We start from the raw sequence: 19,652 nt of genomic DNA, 5'->3' as shown, positions 1-19,652 counted from the left end.
TTTTTGTGAACCACTAATGGACACTGATGAACACTAATAAAGTCAGGCGGCGGGTTGTTTTCTGTCGGCAGTGTTTTTGACGTTTTTGGTTTTCTTCTTTCCGGCCGGGAAAAAATCGGTCTGCACGCCGACGGGTTCCTTGTCGTCGAAAATCGACTCGGCGCCTTTTTCGAACTCGCGAAGCTGGCCGTTTTTCGAAGCCCAGTAAAGGGCGTACACGGCGGAAGCCAGGAGGAGCAGCGTGACCGGAAACGCGACTGCGTAAAAAAACCACTCCATCGTGCCGGTGCTCTCGCTCATTTCGCATTCTCCTTGCTGCCGCCGGCGACGAGGTCGCGGACGGTGAGGCGCATGGCTTCGTCGATCGGGATACGGACGATGCGTTTTTCCTGGTCGACCCAGCCGTAACTCGTGGCGGCGGCATGCTCCTTGGCGTGAAGCTCGGCAAGGGCGGCGGCGCGCTCCTCCGGCGTACGCGTGCCGTTGTCGATCGCGATGGGCGCGGGCTTTTGCGGCAGGTAGGCGATGAAGAGGATCAGCGCAAAGATCGCGAACCCGCCGATCACCGCGGCAAGCGTGATGAGGAAGGAGGAGGTTTTGGCAGGTTCGGCGGCAGGCGTGGCTGTGCTCATGGACGGATGGTTTTCAGATTAACCACAGAGACACAGAGAAAAGACCGCACAGAGAGGGTAGAGAAGCCCGCGGGTCGGGTTCTCTGTGGTTTGACCTCTGTGTCTTTGTGTCCCTGTGGTTCACCGGATCGGGTTTTGTTGAAGTAGTTAGTGATGCGTGAGGCATTCGCCGATGCGGGGGTCGCGGATCGGGATGAGCTTGGCGGTCGGGAAGCTGCGCAGGTAGGCCCACACGCAGACGCCGCCGATGCCGATCACCGAGGTGACGACCCAGATCAGGCCGTCGCCGATAAACGGATACGGATTGCCGCCCTCGATGCCCGCCGAGACGATCTTCTTCGAAGGAAGAATGTTGTAGATGACGTCGATCAGGAAGGCGAAGGCGATGAAGAAGCTCATGAACTTCATCCAGCCCTTGCAGATTTTGGCCGGGTAGCTGATGAGCGCGAAGAACGGGAAGAAGAAGTGGCCGAAGAGCAGGAACATGCCGACCCACTTCCACTGGTTGGGCGCGTTGTTCGAGGGATTCAGCTCGCGAATGTTGTACCAGAAAGTCTCCTCGGGCACGTTGGCGTTCCAGATCAGGAAATACTGCGAGAACGTCACGTAGGCCCAGAACACCGTGAAGGCGAACATGAGCTGGCCGATCGAGTGCAGGTGGTTGTCATTGAGAATGCCCTTGTAGTCGCCGCGCTGCCAGAGCCAGAGCATGATGATGACGCCGGCCGAAAGCGCCACGCGGACGCAGCCGGCGAAATACCAGACGCCGTACATCGTCGAGAACCAGTGGTAGTCGAGCGACTTCACCCAGAGGATGACGCAGAGGGTGAGTGTGATCGCGGCGAGCGGGAGGCCGAAGGCCGCCGTCTTGCGGTTGGTGAAGGTCCACTTGATGTCGCCATCGGCGTCCTGGGTGAAGGAGGCGCGGCGGAGGCGGGCGGAGAGCCACATCCAGATGAGGAACGAGGCGATGGTCGCGACCAGGAAAAACTGGGGACTGAGCAGACCCGATTTCTTGATCCAGAGAATATCGCTGCCGACCGTGCCGTGGCCGCCGACCTTGGAGAGGTCGTAGGCCGGGTCCATCCACTTCCAGATGAGTGACGGGTTGATGAATATCGTCACGACAAGCGGCACGAAAAGGAGCCCGAGCCACTTGAAGGCGGCAAGACCGTGTTCGTACTGGCGGCGGAGGACCGTCGACCAGCTCGCGTCGAAGATGTGATGGATCATCACGAGGAAGAGCATGCCGAGGGCGAGTCCGGTCCAGAAGGTGATGCCCACGAGGTAGGAAAACGCCACGGTCTTGGCGGTGGAAAATACGAGCCCGACGGCGGTAGCGATGAGCCCGGCGGCGCCGATGACGAGCGCCCGGGCGGCAGCGCCGGAGGCGGGCACGGGCATCGCGCCGGCGGGCGCCGCGGCATTGGCGGCGGGCGGCGGCGGGAGAGAGGAGGAGGCGGTGGCGACGTGAGTGCTCATTTACTTCAGTCCGAGTTCGGTGCGGTGGTTGGCGGGGACGTCGGCGGGCGTGGCGAACTGCGCGCGCTGGAGGGCGCGGACGTAGGCGATCACGGCCCAGCGGTCGTGGACGTCGAGCTTGTCGGCGTAGGAGAGCATGTTGCCCTTGCCGTGGATGATGGTGTTGTAGATTTCGCCCTCGGCCATGGTGCGGAGGCGGTCGTCGTGGTACGTGGGCGTGGCGCCCATGCCGTACTGCTTGGTGATGCCGTTGCCGTCGCCGAGCGCGCCGTGGCAGGGCGCGCAGTAGATGCCGTAGCGTTCCTGTCCGCGTTCGAGAAGCGCGGCGGTCACCGGCACTTCCGCCGGGAAGCCCTTCGCGAAGGAACCGTCGCTGCTCTTGCCCTCGTAATAGGCGGAATCGGCTCGCAGGAAATCGGCATTGGCCGGCTCGCCGGCGCTGCGTCCGTAGGCGACGGTGCCGGCGGGAGCCGGGCGATCGGCGCGGCGGTCGGCAAAAAATTGCGACTCGGCCTGCGGCTTGTATTTCGCCTGGTGATCCATGTCGGAAAAGATCTCGATGGGCGGATGCGTGAAAAGCGACCCGCGGAAACCGAGGACGGAAACCGCAAGGACGATCAGGAAAAAGGTGGCCAGGTAAACGTAGCGCATGGTGGCGGTTGAATCAGGCTTCCAGCTCGGCGATGTCGCGGCCGCCGGCCTGTTCGAGCAGGGCGCGGGTGCGGGCCGCATCGAATTTCGGGTCGCGTGATTCGATCACGATATGGAATTTGTCGTCCATGCCCGTGATGCTGCGGTCGCTCTTGAGGACGGGATGGTAGTGCATGGGCAGGCGGTTGAGGATGAACATGCCGGCGATGGTGGCGAAGGCCGTGAAGAGAATCGTCAGCTCGTAGCTCACGGGAAAGGCGAACATCGGTGAAAAAAGCGGCTTGCCGCCGACGATGAGCGGGTAGTCCCAGGCGTTCATCGCCCAGATCATGCTCATGCCGGTCGAAAAACCGATGATGCCGCCGGTGATCGAAAAACGCGGCACGCGGGAGCGTTTCAGGCCCATCGCGCCATCGAGTCCGTGGATCGGAAAGGGCGTGACGCAGTCCCAGTGTTGATAGCCGGCATCGCGCACTTTTTCCGCCGCGTGGTAAATATCCGGCGCGGTGTCGAAGGTGGCGATGAGACCGTAAGTTTGAGCTGACATGGTCGGGAGTCGTTAAGTCGTCGAGGGAGGATGGATCAGTGCTTGTGGTCGTGTCCGCCGTGGACGTCGGCCTGCGGCATGACGGCCTTGATTTCGGCCATCGGCATGATGGGCAGGAACCGGATGAAGAGCAGGAACAGCACGCTGAACACGCCGAACGTGCCGAAGAAGGTGAACACCTCCACGATCGACGGGCTGTAGTAGCCCCAGCTCGACGGCAGGAAATCGCGGGCGAGCGAGGTGACGATGATCACGAAACGCTCGAACCACATGCCGACGTTGACGAAGATCGAGAGCACCCAGACGAGCGCGGTGTTTTCCCGGATTTTCCTGAACCAGAAGAACTGGGGCGTGATGACGTTGCACGTGATCATGATCCAGTAGGCCCAGGCGTAGTGGCCGAACGCGCGGTTGATGAAGGCGAAGCCTTCGTACGGGTTGGCGCCGTACCACGCGATGAAGAACTCCATGCCGTAGGCGTAGCCGACGATGGTGCCGGTCGCCAGGGTGATCTTGCACATGCAGTCGATGTGATACTGCGTGATCAGGTCCTGGAGCTTGAAGATCGAGCGCAGCGGCAGCATGAGCGTGAGCACCATGCCGAAGCCCGAGAAGATGGCGCCGGCCACGAAGTACGGCGGGAAGATCGTGGTGTGCCAGCCGGGGATGAGCGACACCGCGAAGTCGAACGACACGATGGTGTGCACGGACAACACGAGCGGCGTGGAGACGCCGGCGAGGATCAGGTACGCCATTTCGTAGTTGCTCCAGTGGCGGTTGCTGCCGCGCCAGCCCATCGCGAACAGGCCGTAGAGCGTGGCCTTGAGGCGGTTGCCGGCGGCGAAAAAGCGGTCGCGCAGGACGGCGAGATCGGGGACCAGGCCGACGTACCAGAAGAGCACGGACACCGTCGCGTAGGTGGAAACGGCAAACACGTCCCACTCCAGCGGCGAGCGAAAGTTGGGCCAGATGCCGTTGGAGTTGGGCACCGGGAAGAGGAAACCCGGCCAGACGGCGTACCAGACGCGGCCGACGTGGAAGACCGGGAAGATGCCGGCGCAGACGACGGCGAAGATCGTCATGGCCTCGGCGGCGCGGTTGATCGACGTGCGCCATTTCTGGCGCAGCAGGCACAGAATCGCGGAGATGAGCGTACCGGCGTGGCCGATACCGATCCAGAACACGAAGTTGACGATGTCCCAGGCCCAGTTGACCGGATTGGCGTGACCCCAGACGCCGACGCCCGTCGAGACGAGGTAGGCGATGCCGGCGACCGTGAACGAGGCGACGCAGCACGCGAGGGCGAAGCAGACCCACCACCAGGTGGGCGTCTTCGACTCGATGATGCCGCAGATCTTCTCCGTCACCCAGTTGAAGCTGCGCTTGTTTTCGACGAGCGTGGCGCGCGGCAGGTGCGCGGGTTTGACCTCGTCAAGGATGGCCGGGCGAGGGATGGCGGCGGTGGATGTGTCAGCGTGAGCCATTAGCTAAGTCCTCCGAAAATCGTCTTCCGGGCGGTGTCGGGGAGCGAGGTGTGTCCGTCGTGGCTTTCGGCGGCGGGAGCGGCCTCGTGGCCGTGACCTTCGCCACCGGATTCGTGGTGCGGGTGATTCTTGGCGTCGTATTCCGTGCGGCTGAAGGGCAGCGCGGCGTAGTCGGGCATGTCCGGGTTCGGGTTGCGCAGCTTGCCGAGGTAGGTCGTGCGCGGGCGGATGTTGAGGTAGCCGAGGAGGGCGTAATCCTGTTCGCGTGCTTTCGCCCTGGATACGGCGCTCTCCGGGTCGCGGAGGTTGCCGAAGGTGACGCCGTCCACCGGACACACCTGCTGGCAGGCGGTCTTGATGGTGCCGTCGGGGATGAGCACGTCGCCCGAGGCGCCGGCCTTCCGCTTCTGCGCGATCCTGGCCTGCTGGATGCGCTGCACACAGTAGGTGCACTTTTCCATGACGCCGCGCATGCGCACGGTGACATCCGGGTTTTTCACCATCTTGACGAGCTCGGGCATCTGCTTCTGCTCGCCGAGCGGGCCCATGTAGAGCGAGTCGGTCGAGCGCTTGTTCCAGTCGAAGAAGTTGAAACGGCGCACCTTGTACGGGCAGTTGTTGGCGCAGTAACGGGTGCCGATACAGCGATTGTAAGCCATCGTGTTGAGGCCTTCCTCGTCGTGCACGGTGGCGTTGACGGGGCACACGGTCTCGCAGGGAGCGAGTTCGCAGTGCTGGCAGCTCACGGGCATGAGGCTGACCTGCGGATCTTCGGGGATCTCGCGGTTGCCCTCGCCCCCGAAGGCGGCGCCGTCGGCGCGTCCGTCGGAGTAATAGCGGTCGAGGCGAATCCAGTGCATCTCGCGGCCGCGCAGGACCTGATCCTTGCCGACGACGGGGATGTTGTTTTCCGCCTGGCAGGCCACCACGCAGGCGTTGCAGCCGATGCAGGTGTTGAGGTCGATCGACATGCCCCACTGATGGAGACCGTCAAACTCGGGCGTCTTGTAGAGCGAGTTGCCGCGCGGGATGGCGGTGACGGTTTCCTGGAGCGGTGTGTTCTTGTCGGGGCCGAGGTTGGCGGGAGCGTGCGACTCCATGCCCATTTCGTTGACCCAGCCGAGGTCGGTCTTGCCGTCTTCCTCGTAGTTGGTTTCGCGAACGATGTCGCGACCTTCCATCGACCAGTGCTCCTGGGTGTTGGCGAGCAGGTAGTGTTCGCCGGTGATCTCGATCTTCGCGCCGGTCGCGATGTGCGGGGCGGCGGCGGTGCGGAGCGGGTAAAAATTGTGTCCGGTCCCCTTCCCTACCCGGCCGGAAACGGTGCGGCCGTAACCGAGCGGGAGGACGATCGTGAAATTGGAGAGGCCGGGCTGGATGTGAACGGGGCCGGTGACCGTGCGGCCGCCGAGCGTGACTTTCGCGATGTGGGCCTTTTCCTTGCCGATGAAGAACTCGGCTTCCTCCTTGCGCACCACCTGGGGGAACGGATGCGAACCGCCGGGCTCGATGCCGAGTTTGCGGCCGAGGTACGGCGAGACGAGGATGGCGTTGTCCCAGGCGATCTTGGTGATCGGATCGGGGCATTCCTGGAGCCAGCCGTTGTTGGCGAAACGGCCGTCGTCCACCTTGTGGTCGGTGACGAAACGGACTTCGAGATTGTCTTCGGAGAGCGCGGGCGGGCGAAGCGCAAGCGAGGCGGCGCCGGTGAAGAGCGGGGCGAGACCGGAGGCGTCGAACCTGACGTCGGCTTTCGCGTACTCGCTGCCCTCGAGCAGGCCGTCGTGAAGGAATTTGCGGAAAATCTGCGCAGCCTCCCGGGCGTCGGAGTCGGTTTCCTTCGCGTCCTTCGCGGGGAGCTTGCCGCCGGCGAGCGGGATGACCGTTTCGTAAACGAGGGTGTAGGGATCGGTCTTCCCGAGGCCGGCGATGCGGGCGAGGATTTCGTTCTCCGTGATGCCGTCGAAGAGCGGCAGGATCATCGGCTGCACGGGCACGAGGGTGCCGTCGGCCGTGCGGGCGTCGCCCCACGATTCGAGGAAGTGGGTGGCGCCGATGTGGGCGCTGTTGGCCGGCGCGGCCTCGAACGCGGCGAGCGAGGTCTCGTCCACGTAATAACCGTGGCGGACGATCTGCGGCACTTTTTTGAGCAGCGCGGCAAAATCGAGCTCGGCGGGCGCATCGTAGGCGGGATTGCCGCCGAGGAGGACGAGCGTCCTGACGGAGCCGGCGTCGATGGCTTTCGCGAGCTGGCTGATCGTGGCGGGCTTCGCGTCGGCGGCGGGCTGCTGCACCGTGAGAAGCTCGACGGGCTTGCCGGCGCCGATGTTGCCGAGCGCGGCGTTGATCGCGAAGGCGATGGCGTGGACCTGCGCGGGCTGGTGCGCGCCGGCGATGACGATGCTCTCGCCGCGATGTTTCCTGAGGTCGTCGGCGCAGGCCTTGAGCCACTGGTCCTTGTTCCTGAAATCGAGGCCTTCGGCGAGGCGGGCAAAGGTGTCGTCGCCGGTGATCTCGACCGCGAGCGCCGCGATGAAGGCGAGCATGTGGCTGCTGGCGAGGCGCAGGCGGTGATCGGCCATCGAGCCGACGAGCGTGAACGTGCTTTCGACCGCGTAGAGGCGGTTCATCGGATCGTCGCGCTTGATGACCTTGCGGCCTTTGGAAAACTCGCGGGTGTAGTAGAGCGAGCCGGCCTCGGAATGGAAAAAGTCGGCGTCGATGGAGACGATGCGTTTGGCCTGCGCGAACCGGTAAACCGGTTTCACGTCGTCGCGTCCGAAGGCGCCCTTCGCGGCGGCGGCGGGCGGCTCGTCCTGGATGGCTTCGTACTCGGCCCAGGTGGCGGCGGGGAATTTTTCACGAAGCGCGGCGACGAGGCGGGCGCGGGTCGGCGAGGAGGATTCGCCGGCGAGGAAGGCGAGACCGGCGCCCTGGTCGGCGGCGGCGTCCTTGCCGATCTTCGTCAGCAGGTCCTGCACGGCGGCGGGCGTGACGGCGGCGCGGTTGATCACGTGCGTGGTGGCGCGGTCGGGATCGTAGAGATCGAGAATGGTGGCCTGGGCGAGGAGCGAGGTGCCGCCGCCGTAGGGCTTGTAGGTGGGGTTGCCTTCGAGCTTGGTCGGGCGGCCCTGGTGGGTCTCGGCGAGGAGCGGGATGGCGCCGCGGCGCAGCGGGAACGCGGTGGCGTAGTAGAGCGGCAGGCCGGGGATGATGTCCTCGACGGATTTGCCGTACGGGAGGATGTGTTTTTCCGGGCGGCGGCAGCCGGCGAGACCGAGTCCGCCGAGGGCAAAGCCGGCGGCCATGAGCTTGAAGAACTGGCGGCGGTCAACGCCGGCAAGCGTGGAGGCTCCTTCCGGAAACTCGCGTTCGAGCTGGTTTTTGAATCCGGGCGTGGCGGCGAGCTCGTCGAGGCTGCGCCAGTACTGGCGGCCGGAAGTGTTTTTCTCGGGATGTTGAAATTGGCGTTTCATTCGGCGGTTCGGCGGCGGGTGGCAGCGTGGTCGTTTGGCGTCGTTGCGCGGTGTTCAGCGGTGGCAGCCGGAGCAGCTTTGTGGCGGTTTCACATTCCAGTCGTGGACGAATTTCTGGCCTTCCTTGACACGGACTTCGTCACCGCCCGGGTGTTGCCAGCCGAGCCGGGTGACGAGTTTCGGATCGCGCAGGTGGTCGCCCGGGTTGCGATGGCAATCGAGGCACCAGCTCATCGAGAGCGGCTTTTCCTGGTGGACCACTTCCATCTGGTCGATGCGGCCGTGGCACTCCACGCAGGAGACGCCGCGGGCCACGTGCACGGAGTGGTTGAAATAAACGTAGTCGGGCAACGCGTGGATCTTGACCCAGGGCACGGGCTGGCCGGATTCGTAGCTGTCGCGCACGGGCTGGAGCAGCGGGCTGTCGGTGCGCACCTGGTTGTGGCAGTTCATGCACGTCTGCGACGTCGGGACGGTGGAGGTCGGGCCCTTGTCGACGCCGACGTGGCAGTACCGGCAATCGATCCCGAGCTGGCCGGCGTGCAGCGCGTGGCTGAACGGCACCGGCTGGGTGGGCGCGTATCCGACATTGGCGTACTTCGGCGTGGCGTAGTAGGTGATCGCCGCCGTGGCGATGCCGCCGAGGACGAACAGATAAATGATGATCTGGAGCGGCAGCCGGTTGGCTGACTTCGGAAAGAGATAGGACATGGCCGGGCGAGTTCCCTTGTTAACGACCACGTTGCTCATTCCGTGCCAGCCGTGCGCGCGACAGATCGCGGTTCGGGCCGGAGGGAGATCGGGAGAGCTTTGCCGCTGGCAGCCGGTGAGGCTGCCGCGGTGGCGGCGGACGAAACGGGTTTCGCAAGCAGGCGGGGCACCAGGCCGATGGCGGCCGAGATGCCCAGGAGCTTGGCGAAAAAGGTCTTTCGCGAGTGTGGATGGCTCACTGGTCTTTGGTCAGGTTAAAGTCGGGAGAGGAACGAATGCGGGGCCTGGTCCAAAGTAAACCAAATTTTCCAGGCGCTAGAAGCTACGCTACACTATAAGACAAATTATGCGTAGCCCGCTGCTTTTCTAATCGGTTTACGAGGGAGCGGCGTGGCGGACTGAGCAAAACCGGAAGCAAGAAATGCGCAACTCGCAGCTTCTTCTCCAGGCCTTCGCGAGCCCCGGAAGCGAAAGATATGATGCGGGCTGATAAGATCGCGACACAGGATGAGTCCGAAGCCGGGGCAAGGAATTGCGGCGGGACGGGCGGCGGGTTTACCGGCTCTGGAGGCTGAAGCGGTTGAGCCCGGCCTTGCGGCAGGCGTCCATGACGAAAGCCAGCGTCTTGAGCGGCGTGGTCTCGTCGGCGCGGATGAGCACCGGGATGTCCTTGCTCGCCTGTCGCGCCTGGTCGAGCTGCGCGGCGAGTTCCTCGCGGGAGACGGCCAGCCCGTTGAACGAGAGTTCCCCGTCGGGCGTGATGCCGATCGTGATGTTGCCCTGGAAGGCGTTTTTGCCCGCCGTCTCCACCCGCGGCAGGGTGATGTTGAGCGTGGCTGCGCTGCGAAACTGCATCGTCACAAACGCGAAGAACACCAGCATCACGAGCACGTCGATCAGCGGCACGAGATTGAGCTCGGGCCGGCGGCGGCGGGCGCGGGGGCGAAGGGAAAGTCCGGCGGACATCGGTGTTGCCTGGGTGTGGTTGCGTCGTCGTTGCCGCGGTTATCCGTTGACTCCGGCAACGGTCCGGCCGCCTGCTCCGGTCGCGGTCTTCGCTGTCTGTGCGGCGTTTGCCAGCACGCGTTCGAGCAGCACGTCGAGCTGCGCGGCAAACGTGTCCACCCGCCGCTGGAAGACTCCGCTCCCGATCAGGGCCGGCACCGCGATCACCAGGCCGAGCACCGTCGCCGAAAGCGCCAGCGAGACGCCGCTGGTGAACTTCACCGGGTCCGGCAGTCCGGTGTCGCCCGAGATGCTGGAAAACACGCGGATCAGCGACCACACCGTGCCGGTCAGCCCGAGCAGCGGCGCGCCGGCATAGATCACATCGAGATACGGCAACCCGCGCTCCATCCGGGAAACCTCCAGCCGCGCGAATGCCTTGACCGCGTCGGGGTCCTCCGGGTGTTCCTCGGCAAACGCGATGATCCGCGCCAGCACCGAATGCTCGCCTCCCGAGACCGGCCTGCCCGCCACGACCGACTCGACCAGATCGTCCGGCAGCACCGCCGCGCGCCGCAGGGCGAACCCCCGTTCGCAAAGGATGAACACCAGAACGAGGGAACACAGCCCGAGCGGGTAAACGAGCAGATCCGCTCCCCTGATGATATCGATGATTGCCAAAAACATGGTGGAAAAATGGATGCTGCGGCCTGCACGCCGTCGACCGGTCCGGTTGACGAAGTGCCGCGAGGCAGGTTTCACAGCAGGTTCCATTTGCCGCAGTCCGTCAAGATGCGCGCGGCTTTCCCGGAGATTCGCGCCCGGCGGATGCGCACGACTCCGCGAGCAGCGGCAATCTTTCCGGACATTGCCGGAAAAACGGGAATCCACGTTGAAGCCGCGCATCCGGTTGTTTGACTGGTCGACCATGAAATCGTGTTTCCGTCTCGTCGTTCCTGTTATCGTGGCTCTGGCCGTTTCCCTGCTTGCGGGTTGCGGCACGCCTCCGGCAGTCGCCGGGCTCGGAGCCGAGCTCGCCGGAGTCAAGCCCGCCAGCGGTACGAACGGCTTTGTCGCCACGATCCGTTACATCAACGGCGGCACCCGTCCTGTCGCGTTGCAATCCGCCCGGCATGACCTCGTCATCGGCGGCCGTTCCGCAGGCGAGGTTGTCCTCACGGCTCCGCTCGGGCTTCCGCCGCTCTCGTCGACCGACCGCGACATCGCGATTGCCGGGTCCGGCAATGCTATCACCCGCGCGCTGCTCGCCGAAGCCGCCCGCACACCGGGCGCCACCTGGGTGCTTTCCAGCACACTCATCGTGGATAACGGTGGCGATCGCATCACGCTGAAATCCCGCACCAGCGGAAAGCTGTCCGGCGAGTAGAGCGGGAAACCGCAAGCGACCGAGCGCGCTATTGACATGCGAGACCGAATGAGGGCTATTGCCGTCCTTGCAGCATCGGGGTGTAGCTTAGCCTGGTAGAGCGCCTGCTTTGGGAGCAGGAGGTCGAGAGTTCGAATCTCTCCGCCCCGACCATCCTTCCGGAGTGGAGTAACTCCGGAGGAGGAGTTATTAAAATCCTCCACAACCTGCCGGTATATAGGGAGTAATCAAACTTCCCGTTTTAACTATCCCGGCGAGAGTCCGGAGCGGACGACGGCGTTGGCCACGCCCGTCTCGTCCTCCAGCGAGACAAACACAATCCCTTTGGCCGTGCCGGGACGCTGGCGGCGTCCGGTGGGTTGGCCAAAAAAACCGCCAAAGCCGTCCGCCTTTCTCAGCCCTCCGCCTCCGGCTGCCACGGGATGCGCACCATGATTTCCGTGCCGCCGCGCGGGCCGGACCGGACCTTGAGAATACCGCCCACATAATTCGCCCGCTCTTTCATGCCGATCAATCCCAGGCAAACCTCGCAGTTTCGTCCGGTCGGTTGAACTTCCGGGTCGAAGCCGACCCCGTCATCCCGGATCGCCAGCTCGACGGAAGCGCCCCGCCGTCTCAGGCCCACCGAGACGTGGCGGGCCCGCGCGTGCCGTTCCACGTTTTTCAATGCTTCCTGGAGAATGCGGTAGAGCACCAGCTCGCTGGCGGCGGGCAGCCGTGCGGTCAATTCCACGCAGGCCAGCTTGACGGGCACGCCCGTCCGCTCCGCGAAGCCCCGGCTGGTGTCGCTCACGACAGCGGCCAATCCCAGGTGCTCCAGGACGCTGGGTCGCAGATCGCGCGAGATGCTCTCCACTTCCCCGGCGGCCTCGCCGAGCAGTTCGCGAAGTTTTACCGCCTCTTTCTTCGCGGGCCCGTCATGCGTCGAAAGTGTTTCCGCCAGCGTCTGGCTGCGAATGAGGACGGCGCAGAGCAACTGGGTGATGTTGTCATGCAATTCCAGCGCCACGCGCCCGCGCTCGGCCTCCTGCGCCTGGACCACACGGTGGGTCAGGGCCCGCAGCAGTTCCTCGGTCCGCCGGGCCTCCGTCATATCCGTCACCACCATCCCGATGGCCGCGTGGCCGGCATCATTCCCTTCCAGCGGACGAATCGAGATCTGCACCGGCGTTTTCGCGTCGTCGCCGGCCTTCAGGGACACCTGCGCCTTGCTGCCCGCTTCGCCGGGCCGCTTGAGGAGCGGCCGGAGCACCGCCCGGTCCCGGGCGGAGAGAAAGCGGTGGAAGGAACCGCCCGTCACCTGCTCCAGCGGGAGCCGGACCATTCGGGCAAAGCACTGGTTGGCGTAGAGGATCACCTCGCCCGTCGTCAGCGTCAGCGCCCCTTCGTTCATGGATTCGATGAGCACACGGTAGGCGTGCCCGGCGCCTTCGAGAGTGAACACCTGGTCGCCTTGTTTGCCCGAGACCACCAGCGCATCCACTTCACCGGTACGGATGGCGCGGAGTGTGTCCTCCGCCTCGGCCAGGCGGGCGCGAAGTTCAGCGAGTTCGCCGGGCGGTCCGGCGCGGGCGGAGGATTGCACCCGGGCGTTTTTCAACGGGACGTTTTCCTCCTGGTATCCAGCTCCAGCCCGACAAACAGGCCGGTGGTGTTCGCCAGGCTGCCGATGAGCCGGCGCACCGGCGGCGGGAATTCACGCACGAGCGTCGGGGTCGCGACGATCTGGCCGTCGCGCGCCAGGATGGGCTGCTGATAGACGTCGATCACTTCCAGTTCGAAGTTCCCCTTGAATTCGGCCTTGCACAGTTGACGGGCGCGCAGGACGGCCCGGCGGGACCGGTCGGTGGCTCCGGCCACATACAGGCGCAGCCGGTATTTGCCCGGGCGCGGAGTGGCCAGGACCTTTTCAAAGGCTTGGGTTGTCCGGCTGATCCTGGCTTTTTTCATGGGTGTTCGCCTCGATCAATCGCCGGGGAGCAGGTCCAGTCCGACGAGCACCCGCTCGGTGTCGGACAGGTCGCCGATGATTTTTCTCACGGGCTGCGGCAGTTTTCTCACCAGCGTGGGGATGGCCAGGATCTGGTCGCCTCTGGAGAGCCCGGGCTGCTTCAACAGATCGATCACCTCGATGCTGTAGCGCCCGTTGAGGTGACATTCGCAAATCTTCTTTAAATTCGCGAAGGCCGTCAGCGATTTGGGGGTCTGGCCGGCCACGTAGAGGCGTAGCTGCCAGTGCCCGTGCACCCGTACGGGGGGATCGGAGCCGCGTCGTTTCACCGTGGATGTCTTCATCGTTTTCCCTTCGCCGGTCCGGCTTTGCCCCGCGCGCCGGCCACCACCGGGGCATCGGCCTGGCGCAGGCGACCCGGCCCGGTCCGCCCGGTGGTGAGCAGAAGCGTCTGCATCGCGACCTGCTCGTCCACGCGCCGCAGTTCCTCCGCACCGGCTTCATGCTCGGAACGCAGCCCGGCGATCTGCTGTTCGAGCGCCGCGCGTTTGCGCTCCAGTTCGCGCTTGCGGCGCGCGGATTCCTGCAAGGCGGCGAGCGACTCGGCTTTCTCGCGGGCGGTTTGCGCCGCGCGGGCCGAGCCGGTCAGCACGCCGCCGGGCCCGATATAGGCGTCAACGAGATCGACGCCCCGGCTGGAAATGAGGAACTCGCGGACCTGGTTCGAGTGCGCCATGCCGCGCGCCTTGAGCACGTAGAGCACGCGGTTGCGTTCGCCATTGCCCTCCAGTTCCTGCAACAACAGCCAGGAGTCGATGAGCGAAGACATCGCGACCTCGCTTTGTTGCAGCGCGCGCCCGCCGTGGGTCAGGCTCGTGAAAAGCGAGGTGATCTGTCCCCCCTTCAGATAATCGATCAGTCGCGTCACCATCCCCTTCGTCTCGGAGTCGGTGCCCGCCGCCAGCAGGCTGGTGATGGGGTCCACGATGACGACGTCGGGCTTGAACGTCGCGATCTCCCTGAACATCGTGGCCAGGTGCATTTCCAGGCCGTAGAGCGTGGGCCGCGCCGCGTGAAACCGCAGCAGCCCGCTCCGCATCAGCGGCTCCAGCCGCAACCCGATCGAGGCCATGTTGCGGGAAATCTGGTTCGGTGATTCCTCGAAGGAGAAAAAGAGCACCCGCTCCCCGCGCCGGGCGGCGGCCTGGGCGAAGCAGGCGGCGACGCTGGTCTTGCCGGTGCCCGGCGTGCCCGTGAGCAGGATGCTGCTGCCGCGGAAAAAACCCCGCTTGCCCAGCATCGCGTCGAGACGCGGGATGCCCGTGGAAATCCGCCCGCTCGACACCCGGTGGTTCAGCCCCAGCGACGTGATGGGCAGCACGCTGAGCCCGTCCTCGCCGATGAGGAAGGGAAACTCGTTGGTGCCGTGCAGCGCGCCGCGATACTTCACCACCCGCAGATGCCGCGTGGCGATCTGGTCGTTGACCCGGTGATCGAGCAGGATGACGCAGTCGGACACATATTCCTCCAGCCCGTGGCGCGTCAGTTGTTCGCGACCGCGCTCGGCCGTGATGACGGCCGTCACGCCCTTGTCCTTGAGCCAGCGGAAAAGCCGGCGCAGCTCGGCGCGCAGGATGGCCTCGTTGGGCAGGCCGGCGAACAACGCCTCAAGCGTGTCCAGCACCACGCGCCTGGCCCCGATGGAATCGATCGCGAGGTTCAGGCGGATGAACAATCCCTCCAGGTCATACTCCCCTGTCTCATGGATTTCGCTGCGCTCGACATGGACGTGTTCGAGCAGGATTTTTTTCCGCCGCACCAGACCCGCGAGATCAAAGCCGAGCGACGCGACGTTGGCGCTCAACTCCGCCTCTGTCTCCTCGAAACACATGAACACGCCCGGCTCCCCGAACTCCATGGCGCCGCGCACGAGGAATTCCGTCGCGAACAGCGTCTTGCCGCAGCCCGCGCCGCCGCAAATCAACGTGGGCCGCCCGCGCGGCAATCCCCCTCCCGTGATTTCGTCGAGACCGTGGATGCCGGTCGGACATTTGGGCAGGCTCGCGTTCGGCGCGACGGACTTGGAGCCGTTTTTTTTCATGGTGAATGTCGAGTGTCCGGAGGGAAGCGACGTCCGGATGATTCGCACCGGCGGGGGCGCATCATCGGAACGCGCATCCGATGGACAACCATTGAACACTCACCTTCCCCGGAGTTCCATGGGGTATAACCCGCACTGCATCCCGGGCGCTGTCTTCAAAATGAAAGGGCGACGTTGTGGTCTCCTCTTCCGGTCCCGGTGCTTCCTCACTGCCCTCTGTGTGCAATTCCAGCCGGGCTCCGGTCGCGCTTTGGCACCGCGACGGGCTACACCGCCTGGCCCGCCATCGCGCCGGCGGGGGAGCCGGGAAATCCAGCAAGGGTGGAAACCCGATCTCGTCGGGAACTGGCGTCACGGCATCGCCAAAGCCGATATCGATCCGGATCGGGATGCGCACATCAGCGAGACGCGCCTGTAGTGTAGTTCTGATACACGGACAATTTGCCTCTTCCCGAACCGGAGTCGCGCTTGCGGTGTCCGCACGAAACCCGAGAAGATCGACATCGCGGGTCGACCCTGGAAGGGAGTCATTCCACACGACAAACAGCACGGCGCTCTCCCCAAAAGGCGCAGAAAGAAGAGTGTCATGATTTTGGCCATTATGAGGTTTGTGCCGGATCGTTCCCGCGCGAGCTCGGAATCCGGTACGCGGCGTCAGTAGGCCGTGTGCGGAGGCGACACCACCTGCCGCAGGGTCCGCCAAAGGATGCCCAGATCGAGGCCGAACGACCAGTGCGCCACGTAAAGCGCGTCGTAGCGCACGCGGTTCGTGAGGTCGCTCGACGCGACGATTTCCCCCCGGAAGCCCTTGCACTGCGCCAGACCGGTGATGCCGGGTTTCACGAAGTGCCGCCTGAAATAAGCATGCTCGATCCGGGCGAACTGCTCGTCGTGTTCCAGCAGGTGCGGCCGCGGCCCGCTCACGCTCATCGAACCCAGGATCACGTTCAAAAACTGCGGAATCTCGTCCAGACTGCTGCGTCGCAGGAACCGGCCGAACGGAAACACCCGCGCATCCCCGGCCATCGCCTGCCGCGCGCACGACGCCGCCCCGTGCACGTGCATCGTGCGGAACTTGTAGATGTGAAACCGCTCCCCGTTCAACCCGGAGCGGACCTGCCCATGAAACACCGGCCCCGGCGCCTGCGCGCGCTGCGCGAGCCAGACCACCAACGCCAGCGGCGGCAAAACGAACACCACCGCCGGCAGCGCCACCGCGATGTCGAGCGTGCGCTTGAGGAGGCGGTTGCAGGGATTGTCCAGCGGTTCGGACGTCGAGGCCGCGAACGCGTAGTGCCCGCTGTGCTCGATCTCCTCCGGGCTGCCACCGAAGACCGATTGCATGTTCATGAAAAAGCGCACGCGGCAGCGCATCTTTTCGACCGAGCGAACGAGGTCCGCGATCCCCTCCCGGGAAAAATCGGTTCGCGCGAAGACCACCTGATCGATCCCGTGCCCGGCGATGATCGCCGGCAGCACCGACAGGGAGCCGAGCCGCCTCGGGTCGTTTCCGTCTCCCGTCCCGTCCGGCGTCACATAGCCGACCGCGTCGATGCCGAGGTGGCCGCGCGACGCCAGCCAGGCCTGAAGCAGCCGCGCCTCCCCGGGCGAGGCCACGATCACCGTGCGCAGCCGCTGCCGCCGGAAAAAGAAAGCGGCGAGCACCCGCGCCAGAAAAAAGTTCGCAACGAACAGCACCGCTCCCGATACGCACAGGAACCCCGCCAGAAAGGCGCGGGAGATGCCCACATCCTTCATCACGAAAGCGAGCGCGAACAGGACAACCATGAGCCGGCCGGATTGCCGGGCCGTGAGCCGCAGCGCCCCGGGCCCGCTCAGCGCGCCCAGCCGGTCGCCGACGCCGTGCAGCCCATGATGTATCCACAGCATCGCGACGATCACGCCTGCGAGATAGAGGCTCCAGTTGACATCCTGGTGGAACCGGATCCACCCCCGGTTCTCCACCAGCGCGAGCGAGCCGAGGAAGGTCGAGGCGACCAGCACGAGCAGAAGGATTCCGTGAAGGACGACCAGTCCGTCCTGTCGATGTTTGAGCATGATGTGTGTTCTCCGTGAGAGGTGCAGCGAGATTACGCGAAAGCGGCCCGGCCCGTAATCGGGCGGTCGCTGCCCCGGACCGGCGAACTCCCTCCGCCGGCCGTCGGGGAAACCCTGATCGTGGGTGCCTGCGGGGGTTGTCGCTTGCCATCCTCCACGCCGGGGCGGATGCGTGCTCGTGCCAACCGCCATGCTCGCCGCGCAGTCCATTCCATTGTCCCTTGCCTGTCCGGCCCCGGCGTGCTCGCCGGCGGACGTGCTGCGCCCCCTGCTGGACGCGTGCGGCCTCGGCTGGTTTTGCCTGCGCGGCGAAGGCCGCCGCGAACACCTCGCCGCCCTCAACCTCGCGCGCCGCTCCGGGATCGAGGCGTTCGCCCCCCGCATCCGGGTCCGCCGCGAGTGCCGGACGGGCGGCGTGGCCATGACCACCGAGGCGCTTTTTCCCGGATACCTGTTCGCCCGTTTTCATTATCCCGAGCAGGTGCGCCGCGTGGTGAGCACCACCGGCGTCGTCGGCGTCGTCGCCTTCGGCGGTCCGCCGCCCCGGCTGGCCGAAGCCACCATCGACCACCTGCGCCGGCACGCGGAGCCGGACGCCTGCACACCGCTCGCGCCGGTCTTCGAGGAAGGCGACTGGGTCCGCGTGGCGGCCGGCTGTTTCCGCGGGACAGAGGGCCGCGTCCGCGAGCTGGACCCCGGACGCGACCGCGTCTGCGTGCTCCTCAGTCTCCTCGGTCACGAGGTCGAGATCAGTCTTCCCGCCGGGCAGTTGATAGGCCAGGCGGACCACGTGCCCGCCGCGCTTCGCCCACCGGACGCCTCCGCGGCTGTCACCACACTCTGAATACAGACGGCCTTTCCGCCGTCCCGCGCCTCAGTCTCCCCGGGGATGAGGCCAATGGCGGCAGCATGCCCGTCCGCCGCGCCGGCACTCACGCCGGCCGATCCGTTTATCATGAGAAACCTGATCATTGCCGCCGGCCTGGCGGCTGCCGCCGCCCCGTTGCAGGCGGCCATCCCGGTGGGTCGCGGTGAAATCTCCGCGCAAGCCACCGCCAAGACGACCTACGACTCCAACGTCTTCGGCACGCACGACGCCACCGACGACTTCTCCGGCACGCTGACTCCGCGCGTCACGTATCTGCGGCAGTCCGGCCTGATCCAGGCCGAGGTCGATGCCGGCATCTCCTTCATCCGCTTTCTCGACCACGACGAGCTCGATGCAGACAACCTGGACCTCAGCGCCACCCTCTGGATCAACGACGACGAAGTACGCAACTACTCCGGCTCGCTGGCGGCTTCCTACCGGGAGACGTCCGATGTGGACATCGACATCAACAACCGCGTCAACACGGATACCACGACTTTCAGCGGCCAGGCCGGTTTCGTCCTCGGGCCGCGGAGCGACCTCTCCCTGAACGCCAGCCATACCGACTCCGAGCGCTCCATCGGAAGCGACCAGCAGACCCTCGCCACCGGGATGGCCTTCGACTACAAGGACTTTTTCTACGGCAACTCGCTGCGTCTGGCCGCCAACTACGACGAGCTTCAAAGCTCCGGAGACAACGCGCGCGGCTCGAAACTCGACCAGAGCTCCTGGATGCTGACCGCCGGTCTCAACCGCACCTTCGCCCACGACCTGCTCCACGCCAGCCTCAGCTATGGCTACCGCGTCCTCACCCGCTCCCGGGACGAAACCGACAAAGGCATTCGCCGGCAGAGCGGATCGGTGATCACCGCCAGTCTCGACGGTCCGTTCCTTCCCAGAAAACACTTCCCCAAGGTCGAATCACATTTTTCCGTGTCCTATCAGGACGCGGCCTCCCCCGGCATCAACGACACCGGCAGCAAGACGGTCACCGGCAGCCTGGGCGTCATCTGGCAGGCCCGCGAGACGACCCGCGTTTCACTCTCCGCCAACCGCTCCCAGCGCCTGTCGGCGGACGATCTTTCCGTCGTCACCACGACCGTGCAGCTCGGCGTCCACCAGGACTTGCGGACCAACCTCACCGGCTCGCTCACCGCCGGCTACGACTGGTCCACCTACGATGACGATGACGGCCGGCGGGACAAGACGGCCTCGTTCGGCGCCCTGCTCAACTACCGCTTCGCCCGCGCCTGGGATGCCGAGCTTTCCGCCCGCTTCAATTCCACCTCGTCCACCGTCCTCCGGTCCGACTACGACCGACTCCTCGTCAGCCTGGGCGTGACCTACCACTTCTGATTT

Annotated in this window: 20 protein-coding genes and 1 tRNA gene; 4 read left to right on the top strand and 17 right to left on the bottom strand. The window is 65.1% G+C overall.

Going from position 1 to position 19,652, the window contains the following annotated elements; translation table 11 throughout:
- Positions 1–42 precede the first annotated feature (42 nt).
- From OPIT5_22610 to OPIT5_22560, 11 genes are all read right to left on the bottom strand, one after another.
- The gene (locus OPIT5_22610) at positions 43–300 is read right to left on the bottom strand and encodes a hypothetical protein (protein AHF92601.1); all 258 of its coding nucleotides are present in this window, start codon (positions 298–300) and stop codon (positions 43–45) included.
- Complete coding sequence (locus OPIT5_22605; protein AHF92600.1) at positions 297–632, bottom strand: hypothetical protein; 336 nt, start codon at positions 630–632, stop codon at positions 297–299. Before OPIT5_22605 ends, OPIT5_22610 begins: the two co-directional genes overlap by 4 nt.
- Before the next feature lie 147 nt (positions 633–779).
- Entirely contained in the window at positions 780–2,114 is a 1,335-nt protein-coding gene (locus OPIT5_22600) for a hypothetical protein (protein AHF92599.1), read from the bottom strand.
- On the bottom strand, positions 2,115–2,765 hold the full coding sequence (locus tag OPIT5_22595) for a cytochrome C (protein AHF92598.1): 651 nt from the start codon (positions 2,763–2,765) through the stop codon (positions 2,115–2,117). It abuts the gene before it with no gap.
- Positions 2,766–2,778: 13 nt separating this feature from the next.
- Positions 2,779–3,312 (bottom strand): hypothetical protein, encoded by a 534-nt coding sequence (locus tag OPIT5_22590; protein ID AHF92597.1) that lies wholly within the window; start codon positions 3,310–3,312, stop codon positions 2,779–2,781.
- 35 nt (positions 3,313–3,347) lie between these two features.
- Complete coding sequence (locus OPIT5_22585) at positions 3,348–4,796, bottom strand: Fe-S-cluster-containing hydrogenase (GenBank protein AHF92596.1); 1,449 nt, start codon at positions 4,794–4,796, stop codon at positions 3,348–3,350.
- Positions 4,796–8,272, bottom strand: a complete 3,477-nt coding sequence (locus OPIT5_22580) for a hydrogenase (protein AHF92595.1) — start codon at positions 8,270–8,272, stop codon at positions 4,796–4,798. The genes OPIT5_22585 and OPIT5_22580 overlap by 1 nt, the downstream gene beginning before the upstream one ends.
- A gap of 54 nt (positions 8,273–8,326) precedes the next feature.
- Complete coding sequence (locus OPIT5_22575; GenBank protein AHF92594.1) at positions 8,327–8,983, bottom strand: cytochrome C; 657 nt, start codon at positions 8,981–8,983, stop codon at positions 8,327–8,329.
- A 35-nt stretch (positions 8,984–9,018) separates the two neighbouring features.
- The gene (locus OPIT5_22570) at positions 9,019–9,222 is read right to left on the bottom strand and encodes a hypothetical protein (protein AHF94644.1); all 204 of its coding nucleotides are present in this window, start codon (positions 9,220–9,222) and stop codon (positions 9,019–9,021) included.
- Positions 9,223–9,538: 316 nt separating this feature from the next.
- On the bottom strand, positions 9,539–9,949 hold the full coding sequence (locus OPIT5_22565; protein ID AHF92593.1) for a biopolymer transportern ExbD: 411 nt from the start codon (positions 9,947–9,949) through the stop codon (positions 9,539–9,541).
- Positions 9,950–9,988: 39 nt separating this feature from the next.
- A complete protein-coding gene (locus OPIT5_22560; protein AHF92592.1) occupies positions 9,989–10,615 on the bottom strand; it encodes a flagellar motor protein MotA in 627 nt (208 codons plus the stop codon).
- A gap of 241 nt (positions 10,616–10,856) precedes the next feature.
- On the opposite strand from OPIT5_22560, the gene OPIT5_22555 reads away from it, so the two are divergent.
- Together OPIT5_22555 and OPIT5_22550 are read left to right on the top strand one after the other, a co-directional pair.
- Complete coding sequence (locus OPIT5_22555; protein ID AHF92591.1) at positions 10,857–11,315, top strand: hypothetical protein; 459 nt, start codon at positions 10,857–10,859, stop codon at positions 11,313–11,315.
- 76 nt (positions 11,316–11,391) lie between these two features.
- Positions 11,392–11,468: transfer RNA gene (locus OPIT5_22550), tRNA-Pro, on the top strand.
- A 92-nt stretch (positions 11,469–11,560) separates the two neighbouring features.
- On the opposite strand, the gene OPIT5_22545 is transcribed toward OPIT5_22550, so the two are convergent.
- From OPIT5_22545 to OPIT5_22520, 6 genes are all read right to left on the bottom strand, one after another.
- On the bottom strand, positions 11,561–11,734 hold the full coding sequence (locus OPIT5_22545; GenBank protein AHF94643.1) for a hypothetical protein: 174 nt from the start codon (positions 11,732–11,734) through the stop codon (positions 11,561–11,563).
- Positions 11,710–12,900: a histidine kinase gene (locus OPIT5_22540; protein AHF92590.1), complete on the bottom strand. Its 1,191-nt coding sequence runs from the start codon at positions 12,898–12,900 to the stop codon at positions 11,710–11,712. Before OPIT5_22540 ends, OPIT5_22545 begins: the two co-directional genes overlap by 25 nt.
- Positions 12,901–12,911: 11 nt before the next feature.
- Positions 12,912–13,265: a thiol-disulfide isomerase gene (locus OPIT5_22535; protein AHF92589.1), complete on the bottom strand. Its 354-nt coding sequence runs from the start codon at positions 13,263–13,265 to the stop codon at positions 12,912–12,914.
- A 15-nt stretch (positions 13,266–13,280) separates the two neighbouring features.
- Entirely contained in the window at positions 13,281–13,610 is a 330-nt protein-coding gene (locus OPIT5_22530) for a KaiB 1 (GenBank protein AHF92588.1), read from the bottom strand.
- Entirely contained in the window at positions 13,607–15,367 is a 1,761-nt protein-coding gene (locus OPIT5_22525; protein ID AHF92587.1) for a KaiC 1, read from the bottom strand. Before OPIT5_22525 ends, OPIT5_22530 begins: the two co-directional genes overlap by 4 nt.
- Before the next feature lie 654 nt (positions 15,368–16,021).
- Positions 16,022–17,425 carry a glycosyl transferase gene (locus tag OPIT5_22520; GenBank protein AHF92586.1) on the bottom strand — a complete coding sequence of 468 codons (1,404 nt, stop codon included), beginning with the start codon at positions 17,423–17,425 and terminating at the stop codon, positions 16,022–16,024.
- A 172-nt stretch (positions 17,426–17,597) separates the two neighbouring features.
- On the opposite strand from OPIT5_22520, the gene OPIT5_22515 reads away from it, so the two are divergent.
- A complete protein-coding gene (locus tag OPIT5_22515; GenBank protein AHF94642.1) occupies positions 17,598–18,269 on the top strand; it encodes a hypothetical protein in 672 nt (223 codons plus the stop codon).
- A gap of 54 nt (positions 18,270–18,323) precedes the next feature.
- Positions 18,324–19,649: a hypothetical protein gene (locus OPIT5_22510; protein ID AHF94641.1), complete on the top strand. Its 1,326-nt coding sequence runs from the start codon at positions 18,324–18,326 to the stop codon at positions 19,647–19,649.
- Positions 19,650–19,652 lie beyond the last annotated feature (3 nt).

The sequence above is a fragment of the Opitutaceae bacterium TAV5 genome, from assembly GCA_000242935.3.
Lineage (GTDB): Bacteria > Verrucomicrobiota > Verrucomicrobiia > Opitutales > Opitutaceae > Geminisphaera.
This window is presented reverse-complemented; position numbering and strand designations above follow the sequence as displayed.

Coding starts and splice junctions, on each gene's coding strand:
- OPIT5_22610 (AHF92601.1), bottom strand. CDS start 300: ATGAGCGAGAGCACCGGCACGATGGAGTGGTTTTTTTACGCAGTCGCG.
- OPIT5_22605 (AHF92600.1), bottom strand. CDS start 632: ATGAGCACAGCCACGCCTGCCGCCGAACCTGCCAAAACCTCCTCCTTC.
- OPIT5_22600 (AHF92599.1), bottom strand. CDS start 2,114: ATGAGCACTCACGTCGCCACCGCCTCCTCCTCTCTCCCGCCGCCGCCC.
- OPIT5_22595 (AHF92598.1), bottom strand. CDS start 2,765: ATGCGCTACGTTTACCTGGCCACCTTTTTCCTGATCGTCCTTGCGGTT.
- OPIT5_22590 (AHF92597.1), bottom strand. CDS start 3,312: ATGTCAGCTCAAACTTACGGTCTCATCGCCACCTTCGACACCGCGCCG.
- OPIT5_22585 (AHF92596.1), bottom strand. CDS start 4,796: ATGGCTCACGCTGACACATCCACCGCCGCCATCCCTCGCCCGGCCATC.
- OPIT5_22580 (AHF92595.1), bottom strand. CDS start 8,272: ATGAAACGCCAATTTCAACATCCCGAGAAAAACACTTCCGGCCGCCAG.
- OPIT5_22575 (AHF92594.1), bottom strand. CDS start 8,983: ATGTCCTATCTCTTTCCGAAGTCAGCCAACCGGCTGCCGCTCCAGATC.
- OPIT5_22565 (AHF92593.1), bottom strand. CDS start 9,949: ATGTCCGCCGGACTTTCCCTTCGCCCCCGCGCCCGCCGCCGCCGGCCC.
- OPIT5_22560 (AHF92592.1), bottom strand. CDS start 10,615: ATGTTTTTGGCAATCATCGATATCATCAGGGGAGCGGATCTGCTCGTT.
- OPIT5_22555 (AHF92591.1), top strand. CDS start 10,857: ATGAAATCGTGTTTCCGTCTCGTCGTTCCTGTTATCGTGGCTCTGGCC.
- OPIT5_22535 (AHF92589.1), bottom strand. CDS start 13,265: ATGAAAAAAGCCAGGATCAGCCGGACAACCCAAGCCTTTGAAAAGGTC.
- OPIT5_22530 (AHF92588.1), bottom strand. CDS start 13,610: ATGAAGACATCCACGGTGAAACGACGCGGCTCCGATCCCCCCGTACGG.
- OPIT5_22525 (AHF92587.1), bottom strand. CDS start 15,367: ATGAAAAAAAACGGCTCCAAGTCCGTCGCGCCGAACGCGAGCCTGCCC.
- OPIT5_22520 (AHF92586.1), bottom strand. CDS start 17,425: ATGCTCAAACATCGACAGGACGGACTGGTCGTCCTTCACGGAATCCTT.
- OPIT5_22510 (AHF94641.1), top strand. CDS start 18,324: ATGGCGGCAGCATGCCCGTCCGCCGCGCCGGCACTCACGCCGGCCGAT.